Origin of the sequence: Streptomyces sp. NPDC051909, assembly GCF_040681095.1 — a bacterium.
In the GTDB taxonomy this organism is placed as follows: Bacteria; Actinomycetota; Actinomycetes; order Streptomycetales; family Streptomycetaceae; genus Streptomyces.
This window is the reverse complement of sequence record NZ_JBFAYA010000045.1, coordinates 1-24,045: the sequence shown is the minus strand read 5'-3', so window position 1 is coordinate 24,045 and position 24,045 is coordinate 1. Positions and strand designations below refer to the sequence as shown.

Genomic DNA, 24,045 nt, shown 5'->3' with positions numbered 1-24,045 from the left:
CCATCGAGGGCAACCGCATGAAAGCCATACCCGGTGTCTCTGGGCCTCTGGACCTTACGACGGCCCGTCCAACCCACGAACAAGGTAGGACCGCAAGACCATCACAAACGGCCTCATACCCGATAACACGTCCTTGACAAAGGACATAGAGAAACCCCCCGGATGCTCCCAATTCCGTCTGGCCGGGCCCGCACGCATTGCGGGATGGCGTAACTGGCAGCACGCCTGACTCTGGATCAGTTCGAATCATCGTCCGGCAGCCCGGCCCGGCGGCCGCCGCATTCTGTCCCCGCCAAACCATCGGACTGAAAACCGCGACAGACGAACTCCAGGGCCTTGCCCTGAAATCGCCTGATGCTGCGACATGATGGCCGAATGGTCCAAGAACCGATCACTCCCGCTGTAGACGGCCCCACCCCGCACGGTATCGCCGACTCCTACGTCCACGCCCTCGCCGACCTCGATCCTCTGACCGCGGTGTACCTCGGCCTCAACCCGGACGACGACCGCATCACCGACCTCTCACCGGCCGGACGGGCGGCGCTCGCCGATCTCGCCCGCTCCACACTCGCCGACCTCGACGCCGCGGAGGCCGCCGGCGCGGCCGACGACGAGGCCGAACGGCGCTGCGCCCGCCTGCTCCGCGAGCGGCTCACGGCAGAACTCGCCCTACACGACGCGGGCGAGGAGTACCGCGCGGTGCGCAATGTCCACTCACCGGTGCACAACGTGCGCGAGGCGTTCACGCTCATGCCAGCCGGAACCGAGCAGGAGTGGGAGCTGATCGGCCGCCGCCTCGTCCGGGTGCCCGCCGCGCTCGACCAGTACCGCGCCACCCTGACCGAGGGCATCGAGCGCGGCCTGCTGTCCGGCCCCCGCCAGGTGACCACCGTGGTCAGCCAGATCGGTGAGTGGCTGGGAGGCGACACCCCCGGCGGCTGGTTCGGCAGCTTCGTCCAGGACGCCCCCGATCCTCTGCGCGAGGGTCTGACCGCCACCGCCGTCGCCGCCTCCGACGCGCTGGCCGCCCTGCGCCACTGGCTTCGCGACGTCTACGGCCCGGCCGCCGCCGCCACGCCGGATACCGTCGGCCGCGAGCGCTACACCCGCTGCGTCCGCTACTGGACGGGCGCTTCCCTCGACCTCGACGAGGCCTATGCATGGGCCTGGGAGCAGTTCCACGACCTGGACGCCCAGATGCGCGCCGAGGCCCAGAAGGTGCTGCCGGGCACGACCCCGATGGAGGCCATGCACTGGCTCGAGACCGACGGCCCGGCGATCAAGGGCGAGGAGAACGCCCGCGACTACCTCCAGGGCCTGATGGACCAGGCCATCAACGACCTGCGGGGCACCCACTTCGACCTCGCCGGGCCGCTGCTGAAGGTCGAGTCACGGCTTGCCCCGGTCGGCAGTGCCGCAGCGCCCTACTACACCCAGCCCTCGCTCGACTTCTCCCGTCCCGGCCGCACCTGGCTACCGACGCTGGGCCGGTCATCCTTCCCGGTCTGGGGGCTCGTCTCGACCTGGTACCACGAGGGCGTCCCCGGCCACCACCTGCAGCTCGCGCAGTGGACGTACCTCGCCGACCGGCTCTCGACCTACCAGGTCACCCTCGGCAGCGTCAGCGCTAATGTGGAGGGCTGGGCGCTTTACGCGGAGCGCCTGATGGACGAGCTCGGCTACCTCACCGACCCCGGTCACCGGCTCGGCTACCTGAACGGGCAGATGATGCGGGTGCTGCGGGTCATCGTCGACATCGGCATGCACGCCGGCCTCGACTTCCCGGCGGACTCGCCGTTCAGGCCGGGCGAGGCGATGCTGCCCGACGGCGCCCGGGAGTTCTTCGGCCGGTACTGCGGACTGTCCGCCGACTTCCTGGACAGCGAGCTGGTTCGCTACCTCGGTATCCCGGGCCAGGCCATCGGCTACAAGCTCGGCGAGCGTGCTTGGCTGACCGGCCGCGCCGCCGCCCGGGCGGCCGCCGAGTCCCGCGGCAAGAAGTTCGACCTCAAGGCCTGGCACATGGCCGCGTTGTCGCAGGGTTCGCTCGGCCTCGACGACCTGGTCGCGGAGCTCTCCACGCTCTGAGCGGGCGGTGTCGCTCACGACCCGCACGCCGCCCGGCCATCCGGCGGGTCACCGGTCGGCGGGCTCGGAAGCAGTCATACGATTCTGCGCCGGAGTGAGCTCGTGGTGCGACCGCCAGCCGAGCGCGGTGATCAGCACGGTGCACCCGACGAGGGCGGCCAGGTACTGCCCGTGCAGCCGCGCCCCGATCAGGACTCCGGCGAACGCGGGGCCGGCTGCGATCGCGACCTGTCCGACCATGGCGAACGCGGCGGTGCTGCACCCCAGCATCCGGGCCGGGGCCAGCTCGGCCGGGAGGGGACCCATGGCGGGCGCCAGCAGCATTTCGCCAACCCCGAGCAGCGCGTAGGCGATGACGATGCTCGTCGCCGCGAGCGGCACGTTGCGGCGCAGGAGGCCTCCCGCCCAGACAACGGTCCACGCCAGAAGCCAGACCAGGCCGACAAGGGCGAGGACGTGGTGGCGGCGGTGTCGTTCCACGAGCCTGGCGATTCCGAACTGGCCGAGCCCGATCACCGCGGTGTTGGCCATGATCCCGGCGCCCAGGGTTCCGGGAGTGATCTGGTGGATCTCGGTGGCGTAGGCGACCAGCCCGGACTCGAACTGGCCGTAGCAGGTGAAACTGGTGACCGCGCTGAGCAGCAGGACGTGCCTGATCGGGCGGTGTCCCAGGAGGCGGCGGAAGCTCGGACCAGGAGGCCTCCCATGCACCACCCGGCCGGCGACAGGGGGTGGTCGGACGGTGGTGAGGACCATCGCGAGGAGCAGCATCAGGACCGCGTTGAGACCGAAAAGCAGGGTGAACGTGGACGGATGTGCGGCGTCAGCTGTCAGGCCACCGATGACGGCACCTGCTCCCGTGCCGAGGTTCTTCAGCCAGAACTGGGCGGCGTAGGCGAGGGAGCGGTTCCGTGCGGTGGTGCACCGTGCCAGCATCATCGACTCGGCGGGTTGGGAGGCGGCGAGACCTATGCTCAGCACGGCGGCCGTGGCCAGGGTCGCCTGGGTGGTGGTGGTGAAGGGGAGGACCGCGGTGGCCACGGCGGCGATGCCTGTGCCCGCCGGTGCCAGGAGGTGGCGGCGACCGCGGGTGTCCGCCCACCGCCCGGCGAGCGGGAGCGTGCCCAGAGCGGACAGAGCCTGGACCGTGAACAGGACAGTGGCCACGGCGGTATCGAGGTGCCGCACTTGGGTGAGGTAGACGAACAGGTACGGTGCGGTGAGCCCGGTCGCCAGGGCGCGCAGGGCGCACACGGCCTGGAGCCGCCGGAGGTACCGCTTCCGCCGGGCTCCTGTCATGTGCTCGCTCCCGCCGACGGATGTCCCACCGGGAGCAGCGGCGTCTTCGGTCAAGGCATCCCTGTCGGGTTCGGGGCGGTTCGGGTCGGGGAGGTTCGGGATCGCGCGGCGGGACCGGACTCCACCGGTGGCGAGCCGTTCCGTCCACTCACCCTGGCGGGGCTCCGGAGGACCCGGTCGCGGTCCATGACCGTAGACAGGCCCGCCGAAAGTACCGGCCCGCGGTCCGTGCGGTCAGGCCGGTTCGACGACGAGTGCTCGTTCGAGGGCCTGCCAGTGTTCGTGGAGGGCCTCAGCGTCGTCTCCGGTCGCGAAGCCGACCAACGCGTGGTTGCGCCCGGGAACCGGCTCCGGGACGAGGACGCTCTTCACGCCCTTCCGCTCGCGGAAGCCATTCCGAAGGCTGACCTGATAGGGCTTCCGGGCTGTCTCCAGGTCCAGGCACGGGCACATCATCGCCGCCCGGCGCCCGTACCGGGGCGGAGCCATGGGGCGTATCCCGAGGGCCGCGTGCGCGTATTCCGAGAAGAGGTCGTAGTCGGCTCCGATGGCCATCAGTTTCTGCAGCCCTCCGCCGGCCCGCCCGTTCACCTCGATGATCCTGGCTCCCGCCGGTGTGAGCTTCAGCTCGGTGTTCACCATGCCCTCTGTTATCCCCAGGGCGGTGATGGCTGCGGACGTCATGTCACGCAGCTCGCCCTGCCGGTGACCGGGCAGCGCCGACGGCTGGAGGCTGCCGCGCTGGCGGAAGGACGTGTCGAGGGGGAACTTGTCGGAGATCACCAGGTGCTGGATCTCGCCGCGGTACACGGCGGATTCCACGGTGACGTAGTCGCCGTACCTGTCGTCTCCGTGCCAGTTGCTGCCCGCGATCAGCTGCTCGAGGATCATGTAGGGCTGGTCCGTGCCGGCAGCGAGGTTGATCCGGTCGCGCTCGGACGCCGCGGCGGCGAAGTCGAGCACCGCCGCCCAGGCGGCCGAAAGGTCCGCCATGGAATCGACCCGCCGCACGAGCCAGCTGCCGTCGCCGCGGACCGGCTTGAGGACTGCTGGAAAGCCGACGGCTGCGGCCGCTTCGGCGAGGTCGTCCGCCGAATTGACGGCGCAGTACCCCGGGACGGGAATACCGGCGGCTGCGAGCGCCTCACGTTGCAGGAACTTGTTCAGCAAGCGCTCCACGGTCGCTGTCGAGTTGTATCTGATTCCGGTGCTCTCTGCGATTTGGGCAGCTAGACGAAGGGAGTATTCGGTGAAGAGCATGAGGCCGTCGAACGGATCGGTTTCGTGGATTGTCAGCGCGATCTCCAGTGCTTCCCGGTCCGAGGCCGCCGGGCACATTCGGCCGATGTCCTGCGGCAGCGGTTCGAGGGGGCGGACGGAGAGGTGGTCGACGCCTTCGAGGTATAGCCAGGTGGTTCGGCACAGGCCGGCGAGGCTCGGGGCTATCCGGCAGGCGTTCTGTGCGCCGGTCGAGGCGAGGACCAGCAGATGGGGCGGGTTTTCGGGTGAGAGATTCATACAAACCTCCAGGTCGGCATGATCTGGCTTGCGGGAGTCGCGATCGGGATGTGTTCGTCGGGGTAGGTCATACGCTCATGGCCGGAGTCGGCCAGTGCTGGACCCGGTACGGCAGCCACCAGGCGAGGTCGCCGACCGTACCGATGAGCCGGGCGCCGGTGAGGCTGGCCACGAGATGATCGGGGAGGCCGGCGATCGGCATGCCGTCCTCGAGACGTGCTATGAGGTCTGCTGCCTCCCCGCCAGGCAGGGTGAGACGGCGGAGTCCGTCGAACCGGTGGTCCCTGATCTGGACGAACCCAGGCCCTCGGCGGTGGAAGAGCCGGCACCGGTGGAAATCGTCCGTCCACCTGCGGAGGGCGGCCTGGGCCTCGACGACACCGTCGAGCCGGGTCGGCGGATGCAGATGGCCCAGGTCTTGCCACCGGAACTCGGGGGCCGCCTTCAGGGTCCACTCGACGGCGAGCCCTTGGCCGGTGAGTTCCCTGATCAGGCAAAGGCTTGCGACGTTCTGTGCTGCGTCCCCGTCGACGAGGTCCACCGGGTGGGCGAACCTGACTAGGTGGACACCGTCGCGGTGCCAGTCCTCCGCGCTCCGAACCGAATGGCGCGGCACCTCCGCATCCGTCATCCATCCGGCGTGTGTCTGTGGGCGGGTACGCCACAGGGTCAAGGAAGCGTCTGCTCTCCGGCTCGCCGCGCCGGTGGGTGCCGCGGAGTTCTCCGGGGCGCACGCACCGGGGTCGTGCCCGGTCGCGACATGGACGTATCGTCCCGTGTCCGTGTACACGAGACCGAGTTCGACCCACCTGGCGAGCAGTCGGCCGACATCGACGTCGTCCCGCCCGGGGACCAGCCCGCCGAGTCTCGTGGCCAGCGAGGCCGCGGTTCGCGGCTGGGTGAGCAGACGGAAGGCAGCCACTTCGACCGGGTCCTCTAGGCGAAGCACGGACCAGTCGAAATGGTCACGGCTGTTCTCCAGGACGATCTCCGGTCCGAGGTCCCAGAAGTCGAGGCGGCTGGTGGGATGCGCGGCCTGCCACTTGGCCAGTGACCGGCCCAGGAGCTGTTCCGTCTCGCCGCCGATTCCCTGTTCCGCGGTACTGAACAGGTATGCCAGGTCGGCGAGTTCGTCCGGGGGGAGATCGTAGATGAGCTCGTACTGCTGGTCCGGTCTGCGTTCCTCGAAGCCGAGGTCGGGCCGGTCGAAGTAGGGGCTGAACCGTTCCAGCGAGATCCGCGTGAACAGGCTCGCCACGGGCGGCAGGTGGTGCAGGGCCGGAAACTGCCGGATCGCGTCGGTGTAGTCGAGTTCGGTCTCCCCGGGGAAGCCGTACAGGTAATTCCAGTTCACCGTCAGACCGACGGAGGCGGCGTCTCGCAGGACGCGGACGTTCTGGCAGCCGGAGACGCCCTTGTCCATCAGCCGAAGCGGGTTCGTGGCAAGGTTCTCGATGCCCGGCTGTATGCTCACGATTCCCGCGTTCCGCAGAATCCTGAGCTGGTCGATCCTGAGATTCGACTTGACCTCGCAGTGCATCCTGATGTCGAATCCGGCCTCGGCCAGAGCCGGCAGCAGCGTACGGAAGTACCCGGGGTCCAGGATGTTGTCCACCGCAACGAAGTCCAGGATCCGATAGCGCTCGGCCAGCCCGACGATCCAGTCGAGGAGCCCGGCGGGGGACTTGCTCCGGAACTCCATGAACGTGCCGTTGAGCCCGCAGAAAGTGCAATGGTGCTTCTCGCCCCACCAGCATCCTCGCGCACCCTCGACAACCAGTTTCGGGTCGACCCAGCGTGCCGCGGCCGACATGCGCAGCCGCTCGTAAAAGTCGCCGAACTCGGGTTCAACAATCTTATCGGCAGCGAGCGGCCGAGAAGCCATTGGGTTCACCTGGTGCCGACTGCTGTCGCCCCTCCAGCACAGGCCGTCAATATCAGCGAAATCGGATCGGCGATCAGCCAGCCGGCTGATCAGTTCCGGAAAGACACGCTCCCCCTCGCCACGCACGACGAAGTCTACGAACGGAAAATTCCGGTGCAACGCGGCCCCCTGCACGCCATCGCAGTTCGCCCCACCGAATACCACGCGACTCTTCGGGCTCAGGGACTTGACGCGCTTGGCGATGGCGAGTGCGGCCGTGTTCTGCTGGAACGTCGACGTGAAGCCGACCACGTCCGGGTAATTGCCGGCGATCCTCCGGGCCGCTTCCTCGGCAAATTCACCGGACAGGGAATGCATCTTCACGATCATAGCGAGCTTCGACTCGGAGAACGAGTCGGCGTGCAGAGCCCGGAATTCCTCGACCCTCCAGCGCGGGTCATCGTAGAGGGCCGACGAGAAGACCCAGTCCCCGTACCCTTGGAAATATCCGTCAAGAGCGATGAAATTGTAGTCCCGCAGTTCGACCGCTACTCGCCGGGTGATCCAGTCCACATAGTCGAGATTCAGGTTGAGTACGTCGACGGCCGTCCCGGGAACGGTCTGCTCCGCACAGCTCTTCAGGATTCCAAGAGCCAGTGACGGGCGCTCAAGCTCCGCCCACGGCGCATTGACCAGGAGCACCTTCATGTCAGAAATCTCCCTACTCGCGTGCGCGGGACCCGGCAGGGGGACGGCCGTGAAACCGATAAAGCCCCTGGCAGGTGGGTGCCGCCAGGACCCCCACCGCCAGGAGCTTCACCTGCTCGCCTGCGGCCTCGGCTCAGCCCGTCCCGCAGCCCGGAGTTTCCGGCCCCACTGCCCCGCCGTCCGCTCCGGGCCGTCAGGCACAGGCCCTGAAACGCCCGGCTGCGACGGCGGGAATCAGTTGTCGTACCAGTCCAGGTAGGACTCGCCTTCCTGCTCGCCCGTCAGAATCGGCTTACCCCCCTCGTAGACGTACGAACTTGCACACATTCCGGGAGCAAGCTGGGCCTCTACCATGACATCCAGTTCCACGTTGTCCATTGCAGAGCCTCCAAAAAGTAGTTTCTTCCGAAGAGCGCCACCGAATGAGGTCCATATAACCAACCAGTCGACCGACCGACTGGCATGCCCATGGCCATGAAATCGGCGAGCCCGATAAGGGGCGACTTTGCCGACCACCCTACAGACAGATGGCTATTCACATGAAACAATATACGGACAATCGCGACATGAGTATTCGGTACTCAGTGCTCCAGCCGTAATCCGCATTCTGAAGTGTCGTTGATGCTGGCTGTCATGTCTGCCGTGGGAGGCGTCGCTGGTAGTGAGCTTGATCCGCTTTGACGGACATCTGAGATCAGAGGCTTCGGCCTCGGAAGGATGATCTTCATCATGGAGAGCATGAGGAAGAAGAAGCCGCGCCCTCGCCGCTCGTTCACGCCCGGGTTCAAGGCGGAGATCGTCGAGCTGTGCCGACGAGGCGACCGATCGGTTGGTCAGGTCGCCAGGGACTTCGGCCTGACGGAGACCGCGGTCCGCGACTGGGTCCGCCAGGCCCAGGTCGACGCCGGTGAACGCGACGGCCTGAAGAGCGGCGAACGTGAGGAACTCGTGCTGCGGCATGAGAACCGCAGGCTGCGGGAGGACGTGGAGGTCCTCAAGCGTGCGACGGCTTTCTTAGCGACGGGTACCCGGAGCCTTTTCCGCTTGCAGGGCCGGTGGTGAGCGTCGGCGATGTGGTGACGAAGGCGTGCCGAACGGGGTATCCCGCTGGTTTGGAGAGTCGCCAAACGTAACCTTCAATCGCGGAGATGCCCCGTGTTTTCCTATCCTGCCGGATGCGATGCCGAGCTGGAGCTCATGGAACTGGTCACGATCGTGATCGTGTCCTGCGAAGCCGGCCGGCGCTGCGGGCTGCGTCCATACGACCGGGCCCGATGCGCCCTGGTCTACCCGGGCGAGCATGACACCCTCGAACAGATCGCGCGGGCTTCGGCGTCAGTACGGCCACGGCCTGGCGGTACGTGAACCGCACGATCGGGCAACTCGAGGAACATGCGCCGCCGTTGACCGAGGCGCTCACCAGTCATCACGCGGATGGCTAGGTGCCACTGGACGGCACCGTCTGCGAAGACCGACCGCGTCCAGGCGCCGGGGTACTTCTCCGGCGAGGTTCGCCGCGAGGGGCCTGCAGGTCATTGCCGCGGAGGACGGCAAGCTGCCGTGGATGTCGCCCGCCCTTCCGGGCGGCACCCACGATGTGACGGCCACACGCGAGCACGCCATCGTCGATACCTGCACGCGACTGGAGCCTCAGGTTCTGGCGGACAAGGGATACCAAGGAGCCGGGGGCACTGTGATCACCCCGATCAAACGACCGCCCGGAACCGACCTGCACAACAAGCACAAAGCTCCGAACAGGGTCCACGCGGCACCGCGCGCTCCCGACGAGCGGACCCTCTCCCGGACCAAGCAGTGGCGGATCTTCCGGCATACCCGCATCAGTCCGAACAGGCTCACGTCAGCGGCTGCCGCGATCCTCACCCTCATGATCTACACGCGAAAAAGGCTCCCTGATCTTGCGAGAGTCACTTCATCGCTCATTCAAGACTGCCGCCGGGTATAGGTAATTAGCCCCTAATTCTCAAACGAAGTATGACTTACTCATTCATGGGGCGGAGAAAGCGCTGGATCGTGAAATGCCAATCATGCGCCCCGCCCGGGGGTGGAGAATCAAAGATCGGGATAGTGTGGTCATGAACAGAATCTTCATGAAGGCCGGAAGCGTGCTGGGCGCAGTTCTGGTTTCTGGTGCACTCGCCCTGGTGGGGCAGGCCGCTGCCTCCGAGCCGAACGACGTGGAGTACACGCGGACGGTCAATCTGGCGCCCCGTAGTGGAATCCAGTCTGTTTACTTCTCGTGCCCCGTATACCAATCCATCGTGGGCTACAACATTTCATCGAGCTCCAACGTGTCTGCCCAGTTCGAGTATTACGTGAACCAGAATTATGCACCTAGGAACGCGATGCGGGTATGGACGAGTCACGACGACGGCAACTACGGAAGCGTCACTGCTGTATACAAGTGCGGCCCCCCACAAATTACCTTAACGGGAGAATTCTATGCTTCGCCGGGCCCTTTGGGGTATTATGACGTGAGTACTTTTGAATGTCCGAGCGCTCGGCCGATCATGGGAACCATGAGTGTGGAGGCGCCTGCGACGGTTAGGTACTCCATTGCTTACAATCGGACTCGAATTCCCAACAGTGCAGAAGTGTCGTACAAGAATAAGGAGATGGAACGGGTGAGGGGGACCGTTACATACACATGCTCGGTGTCGAGCGCTACTCGATAGGCCGGGATTCTTTCCAACCTGAAGGGGCTGGCCGCTTGTTGGATCGCTCTGCCGAATGGCGAGGCTCCTGGTGGACGGGTGGTCGCCCGCCACCACGAGCACTGACGTTCCAGCGTCTGGACAAGCGGCGCCGTCGAGCAGGACGCGGAAGCGGTCCGCGTCTGGCACGAGGAGACCTGGCCTGCGATCCCGGCCTGGGCGAAGGCCGGGGTGAAGTTCTCTTCGGCGACCAGGTCGGGGTGCGCTCGGACCAGGTCACCGGCCGCGCCTGGGGTGCGCAGGGGCGGACGCCGGTCGTCCGCCGCACCGGGAACCGGTTCTCCGCGAACGCGATGTCCGCGATCGGCACAAGGGCCGGATGCACTTCATGGTCTTCACTGATTCGTTCGACGCGAAGGTCATGTGCCGTTTCCTTGACCGGCTCGTCGGGCGCTTCGACCGCAAGATCCACCTGATCGTCGACCGGCACTCGGCCCACCGCTCGAAGACCGTCCGGACCTGGCTCGCCGACCACAAGGAGCAGATCGAGCTGCACTTCCTGTCCTCGTACTCACCGGAGGTGAACCCCGACGAGCTCGTCAACGCCGACCTCAAACGCAGCCTGCCCCACACCCACCAGGCCAGGGACCAGACCGAACTCGCCGCCGAAACCCGCAGGTTCTTCCACCGCTGACAACGCCAGCCGCACATCGTCCGCGGATACTTCGGCGGCCGGCACGTCCGCTACGTCCTCGACGAGTGAACCCCATGAGTTTCTGATCAATACACCCCTTTTCGTCCGAGTTGGAGCAGGTCAGATGCCATGTGAGGACGCTCGGACGACGTTGATCACGCGCGTCCTGCGTCGCAGCTTCCGTGGGGGCAGGATTTCAGGGTGGCGATGGCCTTCGCCCAGGGCTCGGGTGGCGCCTGCTGAGTTCGGAGAGCTGGTCGCATTGGCTGCCGAAGAACACGCGACGGTGCCACCGACGCCCTGGTGCTGCATGTGGATCGGCAGCAGATCGCCCCGGTGCTCGGCCTACCCGAGGACAAGGTCCGCCTTTCACTCTCGCCGGAGTCGGCAGGGCATTCGGCGGGCGCGAGGGCCTCTCCATGCAGATCCACGCCTGTCTGCTGGCCCAGCACACCGGACGGGCCCGTCAAGATCGTTTACTCTCGCGAGGAGTCCTTCTTCGGCCATGTCCACCGCCATCCGGCCACGTTGACCTACGAACACGGTGCGCCCCGGGACGTCAGGCTCGTTTACTGCGAGGCTCGCATCGTCCTGGACGGCGGCGCCTACGCCTCCTCCTCGTCGGCCGTCGTCGGCAACGCCGCCTCACTTGGCATGGGCCCCTACGTCGTGCCCAATGTCGAGATGAACGCCGTCGGCTCTACAGCAACGACCCGTCCTGCGGCGCGGTTCAGGCCTGCTTCGCCTACGAGGCGCAGATGGACAAGCTCGCCGGCCGAGCTGGGCATGGACCCAGTCACGCTGCGTCAGCTCAACGCCGTCGAGCAGGGATCGGTCATGCCCACCGGCCAGCCGATCGATGCCCCAGCGCCGGTCGCGGACCTGCTGCGCCGGGTCAAGGACCTGCCGCTGACCCCGCTGGACACGGACCACCTCGATTTGCCGGATGTCCCGGGCGCGCTGTCCAACACCTCCCACGGCGAGGGCATCGTGCGCGGCGTCGTCTACGCCGTGGGCATCAAGAACGCCGGCTTCAGCGAGGGCTTCGACGCAGCAGAGCCTCCCGACCGCCCTCGGTCCAGGCCCGCCGCCACAGACTGACCGCCTGCGGCGTCACCCCGAGAGCCTGAGCGACCTTGCCCTGCCGCATCCCTTGTTCGAATAAATCCGCCGCCCGCATGCGCCGCCGCTCCAGCTCGACTGGGCTCAACAGCCTGCGAGTTCACCCCCATACGCCTGGTATGTTGCACATGACCAAGATCATCAAACGCGACGTCAAAGAGCAGTACCAAATCGTGACAGGGCTATCCGTCTGTGGACACGTTCTCGGCCCGACAGAGTCGCCCAATATGGATGCGCCCATATCGCGGAAGACAGCTCACAAATTGCCTTTCGCAGGCGATTCTCCTCCTCGATGCGCTTCGCGCTGTATCCCGGAGATTCTGGAGAACGCCACTGCTGCCAAATCTGTATGTACTCATATCCGTCCAATGGGGTAGCGGGCAAGGGAAAGGAGCGACACAGCGCCCTATGCGCCGCGCGAACTCGATGCAGCTCTGACTGTAAATTCAGCAGATCACTTGGAAAACCATACATGGAAATAATGCTACGCCGCACGATGGGCGGTCTCCACAGAGACTTTCGCGCGTACGGCAGGCCTGCATCGTACGAGCGCGACGCCCGTCGGCTCCGCGTCGGCGCGGCGCCCCGGCGAGTCCAGGCCACAGGTCCAGCCCAGGGGCGCCGCGGGTGTGGTGGCTCGTCCAGCGGGCGGCCGGTCCGGCCCGGGTGACCCAGGGCGGTAGTCCGGCGAAGGTCGACGCTCTCCGGGCGCGATCACGGTGGCTACGAACACACTCGGCGGGTCCGGCCGCGCGGGAAGCCGCCGAGTATCCCGCAAACGGGATCGCCCCGGGCTGATCAGCATTGCTGTACAGGCGGCCTGGAAAACGCTGTTGTTGAACGTGAATAAAGCCATAGCCCCTCGCGTCCCGGAGGAAGACTATGGAGGTGCTCTGGATGTGAGGTACAGGAGCGAGGGCCTCAGGGAACCTCAGTTTTCATGATTCATCGTAGTGGATGCCGGCGTTCTCAAGTCGATTCAGGGCTTCGGCCACGATCGGAAGTGGCGGTCCGATGAACATACGCACATGAGGTTTGATGTGCAGGGTGGAGCCGGGCATGTTGTCGAGGTTTCCGGGGTCCAGGCTTAGCAGGACGCCGGTTTTTTGGAAGCAGCTGGTTCTGAAGTGGGCAGCTCCGTCGGGCTGGTGCAGGTAGCGCGGGGGTACCTGGAATCGCAGGTAGCTGGTGCATTCACCAGGCTGGTACGAGTCTTGAGGGTAGCCGAGGCGGTCTGAGAGGAATTGCGCCACGTGTTTTCTCTTGTTGGCGTACTCCTGTCCCGCGGCGATGAGGTACGCGTCGGATTCCGGGTCTTCCAGCCAGGAGCTCATGGCCTCCTGGAGAGGTACGGCTGCTATGAATGAGCGTTCGAACTGGACGGTGTTCATCAGTTCGTCGATCACTGCCGGAGGGCCTGTGGCCGCCCCGATGCCCCATCCGTTGCAGTTGAACTGCTTGCCCATGGAGCGCACTGCCAGCCAGGGCGGCAGCTCGGGCGAGCTGTCAGCTGCCTCCTCCAGAAGGATGCGCAGCGCGCTGGTTGGTTCTACGTCGGGATTGTGGACGGCGAAGTAGGCGTCGTCCACAAGGATTGCCGCCCGCGCTGTGATCGCCATGCGGATCATGGTGCGGACGTCTTGTGGTCGCCAGTTGATGGCGGTGGGGTTGTGCTGGGCGTTGATCACCAGGACGGTTGGTGCCGGCCCGCGTGAGGGGCCCAGCCGGTCGAATGCTTCGCGCAGGTGGTCCAGGCTTGGGTGGGAGTCCGTGGGGGACAGCGGCAGGTGCTGTATGTCGTATCCCGCGGCCGCGAACACGGTTGCGTAGTCCCAGCTTGGGGAGAACAGCAGCGCCACGGGGGGCTGGTGGGAGGGGAACCGGGTCCCTTCACGGGGGTTCAGCAGGCGGGCAAAGTCGGACATCGTATTTCGGGTCCCCCCACAGGCCACAGCAACTTCGAAGTCCACCCCGGGCCGGACCTTGTCCGGTAGCCCGTGAGTACGTGGGATGTAGCTGCGCAGGATGCGCTGCAGGCGAGGCAGGCCGTACTGGGAGACCACGTATCCGTGGCTGTGCTGTGGAAGCGGTGAGGCGAGACACTGGGTCAGTCCTGGTGCTGCCTGGCTCCAGGTTTCACCGAGGCTGAGGTAGATCGGGGCCCCGCCGGGTGAGCCCGCGTCCAGGTAGTCGTGGACGAGGCGTACCTCGGAAAAACGCGTGGGCAGGTCGGGCGCACTGAGCACGTCGGTGAATTCCATCGCCTATGTTGTCCTTTCTCCGGGCGCGGGCAGCCGTCCCCACAGCTGCTCGCAGTGCTGGCCGATGGCCAACAGGACCGGTTCACTGCCTGGAGGACCATCGAGTTCGAGCCCTACCGGCAGGCCCTGTTCGTCCAGGCCGGCTGGCACGCTCAGTCCCGCCCACCCGATGACGCTGGCCAGATTGGTATTGCGGATATAGGCCGCAAAGGCTGACATTCTTTCGTCATTGACCGACACCATTGTGGTGTGGCCGAGGCTGCATGCCGTGATCGGGGTGGTCGGGAAGGCGATGGCTGCGACGTCGTGCTCCGTGAAGTAATCCGAGAGGTGTTGTTGCAGCTCAGGCCGGTACACGCGGAGTGCGGTGCCGTAAGCAGCCGGTCCGACCGCGCCCTCACCCAGTAGAAATTCCAGCAGATCCTTGACATCCGGACTGGCTACCTCGTCCACCAGATCCTCCAGCGTTACCGGGCAGTCGCTAGCGTTCAGGTAGCGACGCAGAGCCACTGGCGTCTCGTGAAAAACTATGGGAAATCCAGCCAGAGCAGTAAGCTCCTCGACCCGGCGAGGCAGGTCCGCCTCTACCAGCTTTGCCCCCGACGCCTGAAGCTGCATCAGCCTGTCCTCCACGACTCGCGCCGTCGCCCTGTCTAAAAGGCGGTAGAAAGGAAACCGCGGAATACCGATGCGCAACGGGGAGGGCAGAGGCGCGGCCATGGAAGCCGGCTGGTCTGCCAGAATCCTGTCGAGGAGAGCGAGGTCACCCACGGCCCGGGCGATCGGCCCGGCAGTATCCCGGGTGGGGGAGATGGCCAGGAGCCCGCACTGGTCGTACCGGCCCATGGAGGGACGCAGCCCCGCAACGCCGCACAAGGCGGCCGGGATGCGCACCGAGCCCCCGGTGTCCGTTCCCAAACCGGCCGCGGCAAGCCGTGCGCTCACCGCTGCTGCGGTGCCGCCGCTGCTTCCACCGGCGATGCGTGTGCTGTCATAGGGGTTGCGTACCGGGCCGAAGAACCCGTTGTCGCTGGTGACGCCGTATGCCAGCTCGTGCAAGTTGGTCTTGCCCAGCACAATGGCACCAGCTCGTCGCAGGCGGCGCACCACGGCGGCATCCCGCCGGGGGCGGTGGCCGCGCAGCGCGGGTGTCCCGCCGGTGGTCGGCAGGCCGGCCGTGTCGATGTTGTCCTTGACAGCGAGCGGCACACCATGCAGAGGACCGGGCTCCTCGCCCCTCCGCATCCGGGCATCGGCGTCCATCGCCGCTTCGAGCACGGCTGATCCGGGCTGTGAGATGAAGGCGTTCAGGTAGCCATGCTCGTCTCCGCGCCGCAGCAGACGTTCTGCGTATTCCGCAGCGGTCAGCTCTCGCCGGGCCAGCATGGTGGCCGCTTCTTGGAGCGTCCAGTCAGTGCAGTCCATGGCAACTCCCTGCCGTCACGCATTGCGGTGAGCCGCGTCCGGTTTATGTTCTAGTCGGACAGCAGCAGGTTCGGGTGGGTCTTGGCGATGTAGGGACGCAGCATGCGCAGCGTGCTGCTGAATGCCTCGAGAAACGCGTCGATGTGCTGGACGGACATGGGAGTGGACAAGCAGAACAGGCTACGCCGTGACATAAAGACACCTTGGTTCATCATCTCCAGATGGAACAAGGCTGGCAGCATTCCCAGGTTCTGGCTCCGGGAGTGGACATCAGCGGCATTGCGAAGCGGGCCTTCTCCCCAATGGAAATGCCCATAAGAGCCCACCCCGGCAGCTGTTCCCTTGACGCCCTCGTCCCTGGCCGCTGCGGTCATGCTTTTCAGCAGCAGTTCCCCCAGGCCGTTGAGCCTGGAGACCTCCTGGTCACCGTAATGCTCCAGTGCTGCAACACCAGCGGCTAGGGTCACGTCGTTTCCGCAGAAGGTCCCCGAGTGGTACAGGGGATTGTCACTGCCGGGGTCGAACTGCATCATGATCTCCTGGCGCCCGCCGAAGGCGCCAATCGGAAGGCCGCCGCCGATAATCTTTCCGAGTGCGGTCAGGTCCGGCTCAATGCCGAGGATGTTCTGCATTGGCCCGAGCCGGAAGGTGGCAACCTCGTCGAAGATGAGCAGCACCCCGTGCTTGCGGGTCAGCTCGCGAAGCGTGTGCAGGTATCCGTCGTGGGGCGCGATCCCGCCGCCGGCTGCAAGCATCGGCTCGACAATGAGCGCAGCTATCTCGTGGTGGTACCGCTCGAGCACATATGCGGCCGCTGCAGCGTCATTGAAAGGAATGACCAAGACCTGCGACGCGGTCTGTGCCGGTACGCCATGGGGGATGTCCACGGGCGGGAAGCTGTCAGGAAGTCCTGCCTGCTTTTTCCCCTGCCCGGAGGCGAACATATTCACCTCCACCACGTCATGGGTCCCGTGGTAACCGCCATCGACCTTCACGATGAGGTCCTTGCCGGTAAACGCCCGAGCGGCGCGGATCGCGAACAGAGTCGCCTCTGTACCGGAATTGCAGTATCTGACTTGAGTGACAGACCGAACGCGCTCGCTTACGGCACGGGCATGCTCGGCCTGGACTACCGACGGCGCCCCGAGCACGGTGCCACGCTCAGCCTGCCTGCTGATGGCCGCCGTCACGCCGGGATGAGCATGACCGTGGATCAGGGCGCTGTAGTTGTTCAAGAAATCGATGTACTCGTTGCCATCGACGTCAGAGACCATGCACCCCTGACCGCGGTCCATGACCACCGGGTACGGTGAGTAATAGTTGATGGTCCGAGTGTCCCCTCCAGGAAGCCACCGCATCGCTCGGTCATATCGCTCCGCCGAACCAGCAGTCCTATCCCGGTATCTTCTGGTCACCTCGACTTCCAGATCCATGATTGTTCTCTCCGTTCTTCCTGCGAACCTCTCAGGGGCCAAAAGTTCTAATTCGATATGTCGCCTCGACCCGTACGTTGCTTAAGCCGCCACCGATACACAGAACTTTCTCAGGAGCAGCAGGCAATCCACGGCACGGATAACCCAGAAACCCACAGCACCACGCCGCGCGGCCGACAGCCGCGAGTTGCCCGTTCTACGTTGATGGTATGAGATGGCGGTATGGAACGCAGACCTGTCAGTCCGTGGACTTGGCAAGAGCAGTTCGGCTTCGCACAAGCCTGCGAGGTCACGAGCGCGCAGCGCATACTGTGGTGCACCGGGCAGGCGTCGACCGACCCGGACGGTCACCCCGTCCACCCGGGTGACCTGCGCGCCCAGCTCCATCAATCCTTTGACAACCTGCAGACGGTCCTCAGCGCAGCAGACCTCTCCATGGCACACGTCGTCCGACTCACCTGCTACAGCACCGATCCCGACGCCATGCTCGCCATCTGGGACGATCTGCGCGACCGGTTGGAGACAGGAGCCTGCCGCCCCGCCCTTACTCTGATCGGTGTGCATCGGCTTGCCTATCCAGAGCTGCTCGTCGAGCTCGAAGCCACCGCTGCAGCTTGACTCACTGTCGAGGAGCAGTTCGGGTCGCCCTGACGTGCCGCCGGCCCTGCTGATTCCTCACACGCGATCATATGCGGCGCGCAATTCCGGAAAGGCAAGGCGGAGTCGACTTCGCAGAAACTCGGCGCCCGAGGTACCGCCCGTACCGGAGGTATCGCCCAGAAGCCGGGTGACTACTTCGAGATGGGCGGCCTGCCAACGCCATGTGGCCGAAGCTAGCTCGATCATTTCCTCAGCCAAGCTTTGCACATGCCAGACATGGCCACGCTCACGATCACCCCACAGTCGATCAATTGTCAGGCCGTGCAGCGCGGCAGTTCGCAGAAATGCAGCCAGGAGCGGACTCGAATGTTGAGTCAGGCCCATTATGCGGAAAAGGTCACGGAACTGGGGAGATTGAACGCCGCTTGCCGAACCCAATCTCGATCGGAAAGCAGTAAAATCCTCTGCGGGAAGAGCCTCGAGTGCCGCAACGTGCTCCGTCAGCATTGAGATACCCGTTACTGCCCGCCGGAGATGTCGCCGAGCAGCGCCCAAGCCGTCCACGTCATCGCCGTTATCCGAGTCGAGAATGTCAATGGCCAGCCGGAGATCCAAAAGCACCTGACAGAGCCAGATCTCGGACGCTTGATGCACGATGATAAAGAAGTGTTCGGATGTGCGAGTCCTGACCTCTCTCACCGGCGATAACGGGTGCTGCAACGAAAGCAGTTCGGGAAGCCTCAGGTACCGGATGTAATCTGTCTCTTCCATATCGGTTCACCATAATGGAGTGATATTCGTCGATCTGAATATTCCGTCTCGGAAGAAGAGGTTGATACATCTCCTTGCGGTCGTAATTTGCGGCAAGTGCTGTCCCTGCGCTTAAAGACATCTGGCCGAGTCCAGTTATCCAGCGTGCCACTACGGCCCACTCCCTTAATGAGTAATTGATACTCACAAGTTTTCATCGCCGGAGTGGACATCGCCGCGAGGCCTATTCGCGGGGTTTCGCCAGCCTGTTTTGTGGAAGTCGAGGGCGGTGACGGCCTTGACGATGTCGGGGAATCGGGTGCCGACGTCCGCCGAACGGGTTGCGACGATCTTCCAGTCCTTCAGGTGTGCGATGGCCCGTTCGACGGCGGCTCGGAGCGTGTTGAGCGAGCGGTTGGCCGCTTCGTCTCCTGCGGATCGCTCCTGGCCGGGCGGTTTGCGCCGTGGTGTGATGAGGCCGGAGCCGACGTAGCCCACATCGCCGATGCCCTCGCGCTCGGCGAAGGCTCTGGGGAAGGAGGATTGATGCCAGGCGTGCATGTCGTGGCGGGAGTCGGGCACCGGGGCGGAGACCGCGCGCAGGTCCCCGGCGAGCGTGGCGGCAACCTGCAGGTTGAAGCCGGTGTCACGATGCTTGCCGGAGAACAGCCTGGCGCCCTCACTTCTCCGGTTCCATGTCGTGACCAGGGTGCTGTCCGCCAGGATGATCCGGCCGGCAGAGACCTCGGCGGGATCAGGAACATGGCCGGCCAGGTCCTTCTCCACCACCGGCAGCAGCGCCATCCACCGCCTGGAGACGGTGGACTGGGAAACGCCGAACAGTTCGGCGGCCACCTCCTGCACGGGGTTCTGCCGCAGCAGAAACAGCACCAAACCACCGACTTGTACAACCCCAGCGCCCACATCCGCCCCGGTACCACCGGCGAGTCCGGACTCTCCACGAGCTCTCGATGAACCCGTGCCACCAGCGCATCAAGTTGATCGGCGTCCGCCCTGTCGTAACGTTCCAGCCCAATGGCCCTGCCCCAGTAGAGACCTGATGTTGTCGCAGACATCAGGATACCGAGCAGGGCCATCTTCATGATCGAAAAGAACCCCGTGAATAGGCCTCCTGGTCTTCGTCAATCCCGCGTATATGTCGCAGACTTGCGCCGATTGCGGCCACGTCGACTCGCGCAACCGTGTCGACCAGGGGCTTTTTATCTGCCGGGGGTGCGGGGTCGTCGCACACGCCGATCGGAATGCTTACCACAACATTGCCACTCGTGGCGAGACCGTGTGGAATGCGGTGCGTGAGTCACGCGTCCCTGCCACCCCATAGGGGTGGCAGGGACGGAGGAGCCAACCCAGCAGCCAGTTGGGCACTACCTCCAAGCCCGGTACTTTAGGGCCGGGGCAAGTGACATGGCCCCCGCGGCAGGACAACGCCCATCGTGCACGTTCTGTCTCGATCCAGGGTGTAAAAAAGCCCGTACAGAAGGAGTCTGACCGGTGACGAGTCCAATGTCTGATGACACACTGAAGGCCTACGTGCGCAAATTGGGCCGAGCTGACGGAGTAAGCACCGAGGATGACGTCGTCGGCATGCACACTGACGAATTGATGGATGTTGCTGACGACGCATGGTTCCACAGCGCCTGGCCGACTCTGGAGAACGACCCACAGTTCGATGGTCTCGACCTCCCACAGATCGACGAGCGCCTTCACCTGAGCCGCGTCTACAAGAAAGCGTTTGTCGCAGCCGCCAGGCAGTAAGCAGGGACTCCACGTCTCAGCTTGTTCTACGAAGATCTTCCGGGCTTTCCGATGGCCTTGAGGTCTCGGGGGCGTTTGACGGTTTCCCGACGTCGTAGCAGGGTGCCCGGTGGTGGTTCTTGGCGCCGGGTGGACGTCCGGTACCGGTGCCACGAGGTTTGGGAGCAAGGCTCAGGCAGGCGAGGATGTGGCGGCCGTATTCGGACGTGTGGTGGCGGAGGGGTGCGTTCGACCGGAAGTTCACTACCTCGCCGGGGACTGTAGCGGCTTCTGTCCAGCTCCAGCGGGAACCGCGCTGCAGGCAGCCCGCAGTCGTATCCCGCCGTCGAACCGGTGCCCTGGCTTGGGTCCGGGTGGGTGAATGTGGGTGACGGGAGCGGTGGTGCTGGTGTTGGGACGAGCGGCGCGCTTGCACAGGTTCCGTCTCCCATCCCATGGCGGGGCCGCGCCCCTCCGGCGGCCTTGGTCCCGCGCCTGGCATCAAGGCCGCCACCCCACCATCACTCTACGTACGGACACTACTGAGGCACCCCCTATGACCTGGATAGCTTGATACTGGAAGCGACAGCCTTCTTCGCGCAGCAGAAGACGAAGTAGCCGCGCGCTGCACGTTCATCGACGCGGAGAAGGTATCCGAGACCAACCCGGACGGCTGTCCGGTGGCGTTCCTGTGCCGGGTGTTGAAGGTCCCGTTCGGCGTACTACGCCTGGACGGCCTCCCGGTCTGCCCGGCGGCTGAGGCAGAGCGCGGAGGCCGAACTCGTGGTGGAGATCCGAGTGTTGCGCGCTGCCTCGCGCGGCGCCTACGGCGCTCCGCGTATCCACGCCGCGCTGCGGCGGGCGGGTCGGGTGATCAACGAGAAGAAGATCGTGCGGCTGATGCGCGAGCACCGCATCACCGGGATCATCCGGCGCCGGCGGCGTGGGCTGACCCGGCAGGCGAGGCGGGTGATGTTCGCCGTCGACCTGATCGAGCGGGACTTCACCGCGCCGCGGCCGGGGATGCGGCTGGTCGGCGACATGCCGAGCTGGTCACTGCCGAGGGAAAGACCTACCTGGCCACCCGTATCGATCTCGCGAACGCGGGAGGTGATCGGCTGGGCCATGGCCGACGGGCCTTGCCCTCGAATCTTGGACATGGGTTATGAGGCTTGTGCCGCGTAGTTGGTGTGAGTTGGAAAGCGTTTTCGAAGGGCTTCGATGACCGTGCAGCGGTGCTCGGTCTTCCCCGCGTCCGGCCCCCCACAATTCCGGCACCGATCTTCCTCCGACGTGGTGTTGTGTACCAGCAGACGACGGCGCCGACGCATCCATACGAGCGATTCAGTTCGCGTATCCCAATGAGCGGCCGAGTCGTCGCGGAGTGCCGGGCGGCCCATCAGTGGAAGCCACATCATCGGCTATCGGGTGACAGCCATACCCAGCACCCCTGGGTGCTCCGATCCTACGAATGACCGGAACGACCCACGACGAACGGTATGGATCGGGTGACAGGCAACGGCTCGTAAGAACCTGTTTCTGATCCCCGGCCTATTGGGCCGGAACTGTCGTGTTTCCCACTGGATCGTGTAGCGAATGTCGCGGGCGGCGAAGTAGCCGCAGACGGCGTGGGGGCTGTTTCTGGCGTCGGCGCAGGAAGCTGCGGGTGTCGTGGGCGAGATCGTCGGCTGAGGTGGCTCGGGCTGCGTGGACGTGGTGCTTCAGAACGACCACAGTGCCCCGCGGGAGGCTGTGCGGGACTGTGATCTCCGACGGCACTCAGTGGCCGCGCTGATGCCGGACTCCTCCGTCCGTCCCCGCGATCCCCAGTGGGATGGCCGACGCGCTGAGCGTCGCGGCAGCGGCTGGGCATCGGCCGGCCGCCGGACCACGCCGTGAATCTTGCTCCGTTCTGTTCGGAACGGAGCAAGATTCACCTGGGTAATGGCACTCAAATCCGCTCCTGGGTGAGATTTACTCATGTGCAGAAGCTTTCGGGGGCATCTCTTAAAGAGAGTTCATGCTGCTCAACCGAGGGCGACTCTCGAGAGAGGTGATGGCTATGAGGCCACCGATCAATAAATGGTTCAGCGTTGCGATGGTAAGTCTATTGATGGCTACCGCCGTAGCGGCGGGTCCTGCTGTCGCGCAATCAGATCCTTCCGATGAGCCAAGTGCCACGTCGCCGATCTACAGCGAGACCAAGGAGGCGTATATCCCTCCTAACTCACTCATTCCGGTCTACTTTACCTGCTCACGTGGTGGGGTGATCACGTTCGGCTCGCTGACGACATCTAGCTCTTCCGTTTCGGCTGGGTTCGACTACTACAACCCAGGACGGATAGAATACAGAATCATCGCCAGAAACGACAGTCGCACTGACACCGGGAAGGTCACGGTGACGCATAAGTGTGACAATCGAAGGAAGACTACGGTAACGAGGGCCATAACCCTCGAACCCGCTTCCAGGCTCGACGGCCACACGGGAAAGTATACGGTCCAGTATATTCCGTGCCCCCAAGATTTCCCCGTCGCCGACTATCGCACCATTCGGGTACTTGACGCATCAGGAAACTCCTGGCAGGAGTGGGCCAGGGAGCTCACGACTGACACAAATCCCGATGTCGTCACGCTGCACATTCTGAACCGGCAGACGGTTCCGGTGAATGTTGCTGCATCTTTCGAGTGCATCGAATCCGACGGAATCCCGTTCGAGCCGTAAGCCGCTGTCAGGCTGATGGCCCCGGGAGCATCCCGAGGCGCAGGCGCGCTGCGGCCTGGGACGTAGTCCTCACGGGCCATCGCGGCCGGCGACCATCGACTTCGGCCCGCTGTACAACCTGGGTCCAGCCAGAAGTCGCTGACAGGCTTCGGCGGCGGTGGGAGAGTGGCGCTCAGGGCCGCGATCCCGGCTCGGTGAGCTCTTGGTGGCACTGCTGGCCGTCAGTGCCGGGATGATCAGTCGCGGTGGGCCTCGCGGGAGACTGGCTGTCCGCTCCTGCGGGAGCTTCGGCGGGTGATTCTCCTGGTCATGAGGGTGATCGCGGCCTAGGTGATGAGCGATTCCGAGTGCTGGATGAGCCGTTCGTAGTCGCGCGCGTGTCGGCGGGCGTGCATGATCCAGGCGTGTGTACGTTCGACGACCCAGCGTCGGGGCAGGACGACGAACCCGGGGACGTTCTTCGGGCGGCTGACGGTCTTGATCGTCAGGTTCAGGTAGGTCTTCGCCCAGGTCACGAGCTGTCCGGCGTAGGCGGAGTCAGCCCAGGCGATGGTGATCTCGGGGTGCATGAGTCGCAGCCGGAACAGGACTTGCTTGGCCGCGTTGCGGACGGTCATGTCGGCGGGGGTGACCATGACGAACAGCGGCAGGCCTTTGGTGTCCACGACCAGGTGCCGCTTGCGGCCGTTGATTTTCTTGCCGGCGTCGTAGCCGCGGGAGTCCTTGCCGACGGTGTCGGCGGCCTTGACCGACTGGGAGTCGATGACGGTGGCGACCGCGCCGGGCGCCTTGCCCATCTCGCGGCGGATCCGCTTGCGGAGCTGGTCACGGATCTGTCCGATGACGCCGGCGGCTGCCCAGCGGGCCATGAACCCGTAACACGTGCGCCAGGGCGGGAAGTCCTTGTGCAGGGCCCGCCACTTGCATCCGGTGTCGACGACGTAGCGGATCGCGTCGACGATCTCCCGGCGGGGGTGCTTCTCCGGGTGGCCCCCGACCGGGGTCTCGCAGGCCGGTGTCGGCAAGAGCGGTTCGATGAGGGCCCATTCGTGGTTCCAGGTGTCGGAGGGGTAGCAGCGCCTGCGCGGCAACGTTCCCTCACTGAAAGACGGGGCGGGGCCGGCCGCTTCGCGG

At 65.0% G+C, this 24,045-nt stretch carries 18 protein-coding genes and 4 pseudogenes; 10 read left to right on the top strand and 12 right to left on the bottom strand.

What is annotated here, in order from left to right:
- Window positions 1-375 precede the first annotated feature (375 nt).
- Window positions 376-2,088 (top strand): DUF885 domain-containing protein, encoded by a 1,713-nt coding sequence (locus tag AB0M18_RS34970; RefSeq protein WP_365765243.1) that lies wholly within the window; start codon window positions 376-378, stop codon window positions 2,086-2,088.
- Window positions 2,089-2,136: 48 nt separating this feature from the next.
- On the opposite strand, the gene AB0M18_RS34965 is transcribed toward AB0M18_RS34970, so the two are convergent.
- The 4 genes from AB0M18_RS34965 to AB0M18_RS34950 all read right to left on the bottom strand — a co-directional run bounded on the left by AB0M18_RS34965 (window position 2,137) and on the right by AB0M18_RS34950 (window position 7,846).
- Window positions 2,137-3,387 (bottom strand): MFS transporter, encoded by a 1,251-nt coding sequence (locus AB0M18_RS34965; RefSeq protein WP_365765241.1) that lies wholly within the window; start codon window positions 3,385-3,387, stop codon window positions 2,137-2,139.
- A gap of 234 nt (window positions 3,388-3,621) precedes the next feature.
- A complete protein-coding gene (locus AB0M18_RS34960; protein ID WP_365765239.1) occupies window positions 3,622-4,905 on the bottom strand; it encodes an ATP-grasp domain-containing protein in 1,284 nt (427 codons plus the stop codon).
- A gap of 67 nt (window positions 4,906-4,972) precedes the next feature.
- Window positions 4,973-7,477 (bottom strand): RiPP maturation radical SAM C-methyltransferase, encoded by a 2,505-nt coding sequence (locus AB0M18_RS34955; protein ID WP_365765237.1) that lies wholly within the window; start codon window positions 7,475-7,477, stop codon window positions 4,973-4,975.
- 234 nt (window positions 7,478-7,711) lie between these two features.
- On the bottom strand, window positions 7,712-7,846 hold the full coding sequence (locus AB0M18_RS34950) for a hypothetical protein (RefSeq protein ID WP_365765235.1): 135 nt from the start codon (window positions 7,844-7,846) through the stop codon (window positions 7,712-7,714).
- 369 nt (window positions 7,847-8,215) lie between these two features.
- On the opposite strand from AB0M18_RS34950, the gene AB0M18_RS34945 reads away from it, so the two are divergent.
- From AB0M18_RS34945 to AB0M18_RS34930, 4 genes and pseudogenes are all read left to right on the top strand, one after another.
- A complete protein-coding gene (locus tag AB0M18_RS34945; protein ID WP_365765233.1) occupies window positions 8,216-8,539 on the top strand; it encodes a transposase in 324 nt (107 codons plus the stop codon).
- A 135-nt stretch (window positions 8,540-8,674) separates the two neighbouring features.
- Window positions 8,675-9,335: pseudogene (locus tag AB0M18_RS34940) on the top strand (transposase family protein); the annotation flags it as partial.
- A 1,202-nt stretch (window positions 9,336-10,537) separates the two neighbouring features.
- Window positions 10,538-10,843, top strand: a complete 306-nt coding sequence (locus AB0M18_RS34935) for a transposase (RefSeq protein ID WP_365765231.1) — start codon at window positions 10,538-10,540, stop codon at window positions 10,841-10,843.
- Between the two features lie 303 nt (window positions 10,844-11,146).
- A complete protein-coding gene (locus tag AB0M18_RS34930; RefSeq protein WP_365765229.1) occupies window positions 11,147-11,944 on the top strand; it encodes a molybdopterin cofactor-binding domain-containing protein in 798 nt (265 codons plus the stop codon).
- Here AB0M18_RS34930 and AB0M18_RS34925 read toward each other — a convergent pair.
- The 4 genes from AB0M18_RS34925 to AB0M18_RS34910 form a co-directional block, all read right to left on the bottom strand.
- A complete protein-coding gene (locus AB0M18_RS34925) occupies window positions 11,877-12,023 on the bottom strand; it encodes a helix-turn-helix domain-containing protein (protein ID WP_365765247.1) in 147 nt (48 codons plus the stop codon). The two genes, AB0M18_RS34930 and AB0M18_RS34925, sit on opposite strands and share 68 nt — an antisense overlap.
- Before the next feature lie 880 nt (window positions 12,024-12,903).
- A complete protein-coding gene (locus tag AB0M18_RS34920) occupies window positions 12,904-14,226 on the bottom strand; it encodes a pyridoxal phosphate-dependent aminotransferase (RefSeq protein ID WP_365765227.1) in 1,323 nt (440 codons plus the stop codon).
- Window positions 14,227-14,229: 3 nt separating this feature from the next.
- Window positions 14,230-15,651 carry an indoleacetamide hydrolase gene (gene iaaH, locus AB0M18_RS34915; protein ID WP_365765225.1) on the bottom strand — a complete coding sequence of 474 codons (1,422 nt, stop codon included), beginning with the start codon at window positions 15,649-15,651 and terminating at the stop codon, window positions 14,230-14,232.
- 50 nt (window positions 15,652-15,701) lie between these two features.
- Window positions 15,702-17,009, bottom strand: a complete 1,308-nt coding sequence (locus tag AB0M18_RS34910) for an aspartate aminotransferase family protein (protein WP_365765245.1) — start codon at window positions 17,007-17,009, stop codon at window positions 15,702-15,704.
- Between the two features lie 297 nt (window positions 17,010-17,306).
- Between AB0M18_RS34910 and AB0M18_RS34905 the strand changes: the two genes are divergently transcribed.
- Entirely contained in the window at window positions 17,307-17,702 is a 396-nt protein-coding gene (locus AB0M18_RS34905) for a RidA family protein (protein ID WP_365765223.1), read from the top strand.
- Window positions 17,703-17,759: 57 nt separating this feature from the next.
- On the opposite strand, the gene AB0M18_RS34900 is transcribed toward AB0M18_RS34905, so the two are convergent.
- The gene (locus AB0M18_RS34900) at window positions 17,760-18,455 is read right to left on the bottom strand and encodes a tryptophan 2,3-dioxygenase family protein (protein ID WP_365765221.1); all 696 of its coding nucleotides are present in this window, start codon (window positions 18,453-18,455) and stop codon (window positions 17,760-17,762) included.
- Between the two features lie 183 nt (window positions 18,456-18,638).
- Window positions 18,639-19,325 (bottom strand): transposase family protein, encoded by a 687-nt coding sequence (locus AB0M18_RS34895; protein WP_365765219.1) that lies wholly within the window; start codon window positions 19,323-19,325, stop codon window positions 18,639-18,641.
- A gap of 241 nt (window positions 19,326-19,566) precedes the next feature.
- Between AB0M18_RS34895 and AB0M18_RS34890 the strand changes: the two are divergent.
- A pseudogene (locus AB0M18_RS34890) lies at window positions 19,567-19,776 on the top strand (zinc ribbon domain-containing protein); the annotation flags it as partial.
- A 170-nt stretch (window positions 19,777-19,946) separates the two neighbouring features.
- Window positions 19,947-20,210, top strand: a complete 264-nt coding sequence (locus tag AB0M18_RS34885; RefSeq protein WP_365765217.1) for a hypothetical protein — start codon at window positions 19,947-19,949, stop codon at window positions 20,208-20,210.
- A 26-nt stretch (window positions 20,211-20,236) separates the two neighbouring features.
- Here the strand turns inward: AB0M18_RS34885 and AB0M18_RS34880 are convergent.
- A pseudogene (locus AB0M18_RS34880) lies at window positions 20,237-20,400 on the bottom strand (transposase); the annotation flags it as partial.
- Between the two features lie 572 nt (window positions 20,401-20,972).
- Between AB0M18_RS34880 and AB0M18_RS34875 the strand changes: the two are divergent.
- Both AB0M18_RS34875 and AB0M18_RS34870 read left to right on the top strand, forming a co-directional pair.
- On the top strand, window positions 20,973-21,374 hold the full coding sequence (locus tag AB0M18_RS34875) for an IS3 family transposase (protein WP_365765215.1): 402 nt from the start codon (window positions 20,973-20,975) through the stop codon (window positions 21,372-21,374).
- Between the two features lie 835 nt (window positions 21,375-22,209).
- Window positions 22,210-22,911 (top strand): hypothetical protein, encoded by a 702-nt coding sequence (locus tag AB0M18_RS34870; protein ID WP_365765213.1) that lies wholly within the window; start codon window positions 22,210-22,212, stop codon window positions 22,909-22,911.
- A gap of 329 nt (window positions 22,912-23,240) precedes the next feature.
- Here the strand turns inward: AB0M18_RS34870 and AB0M18_RS34865 are convergent.
- Window positions 23,241-24,002: pseudogene (locus AB0M18_RS34865) on the bottom strand (IS5 family transposase); the annotation flags it as partial.
- Window positions 24,003-24,045 lie beyond the last annotated feature (43 nt).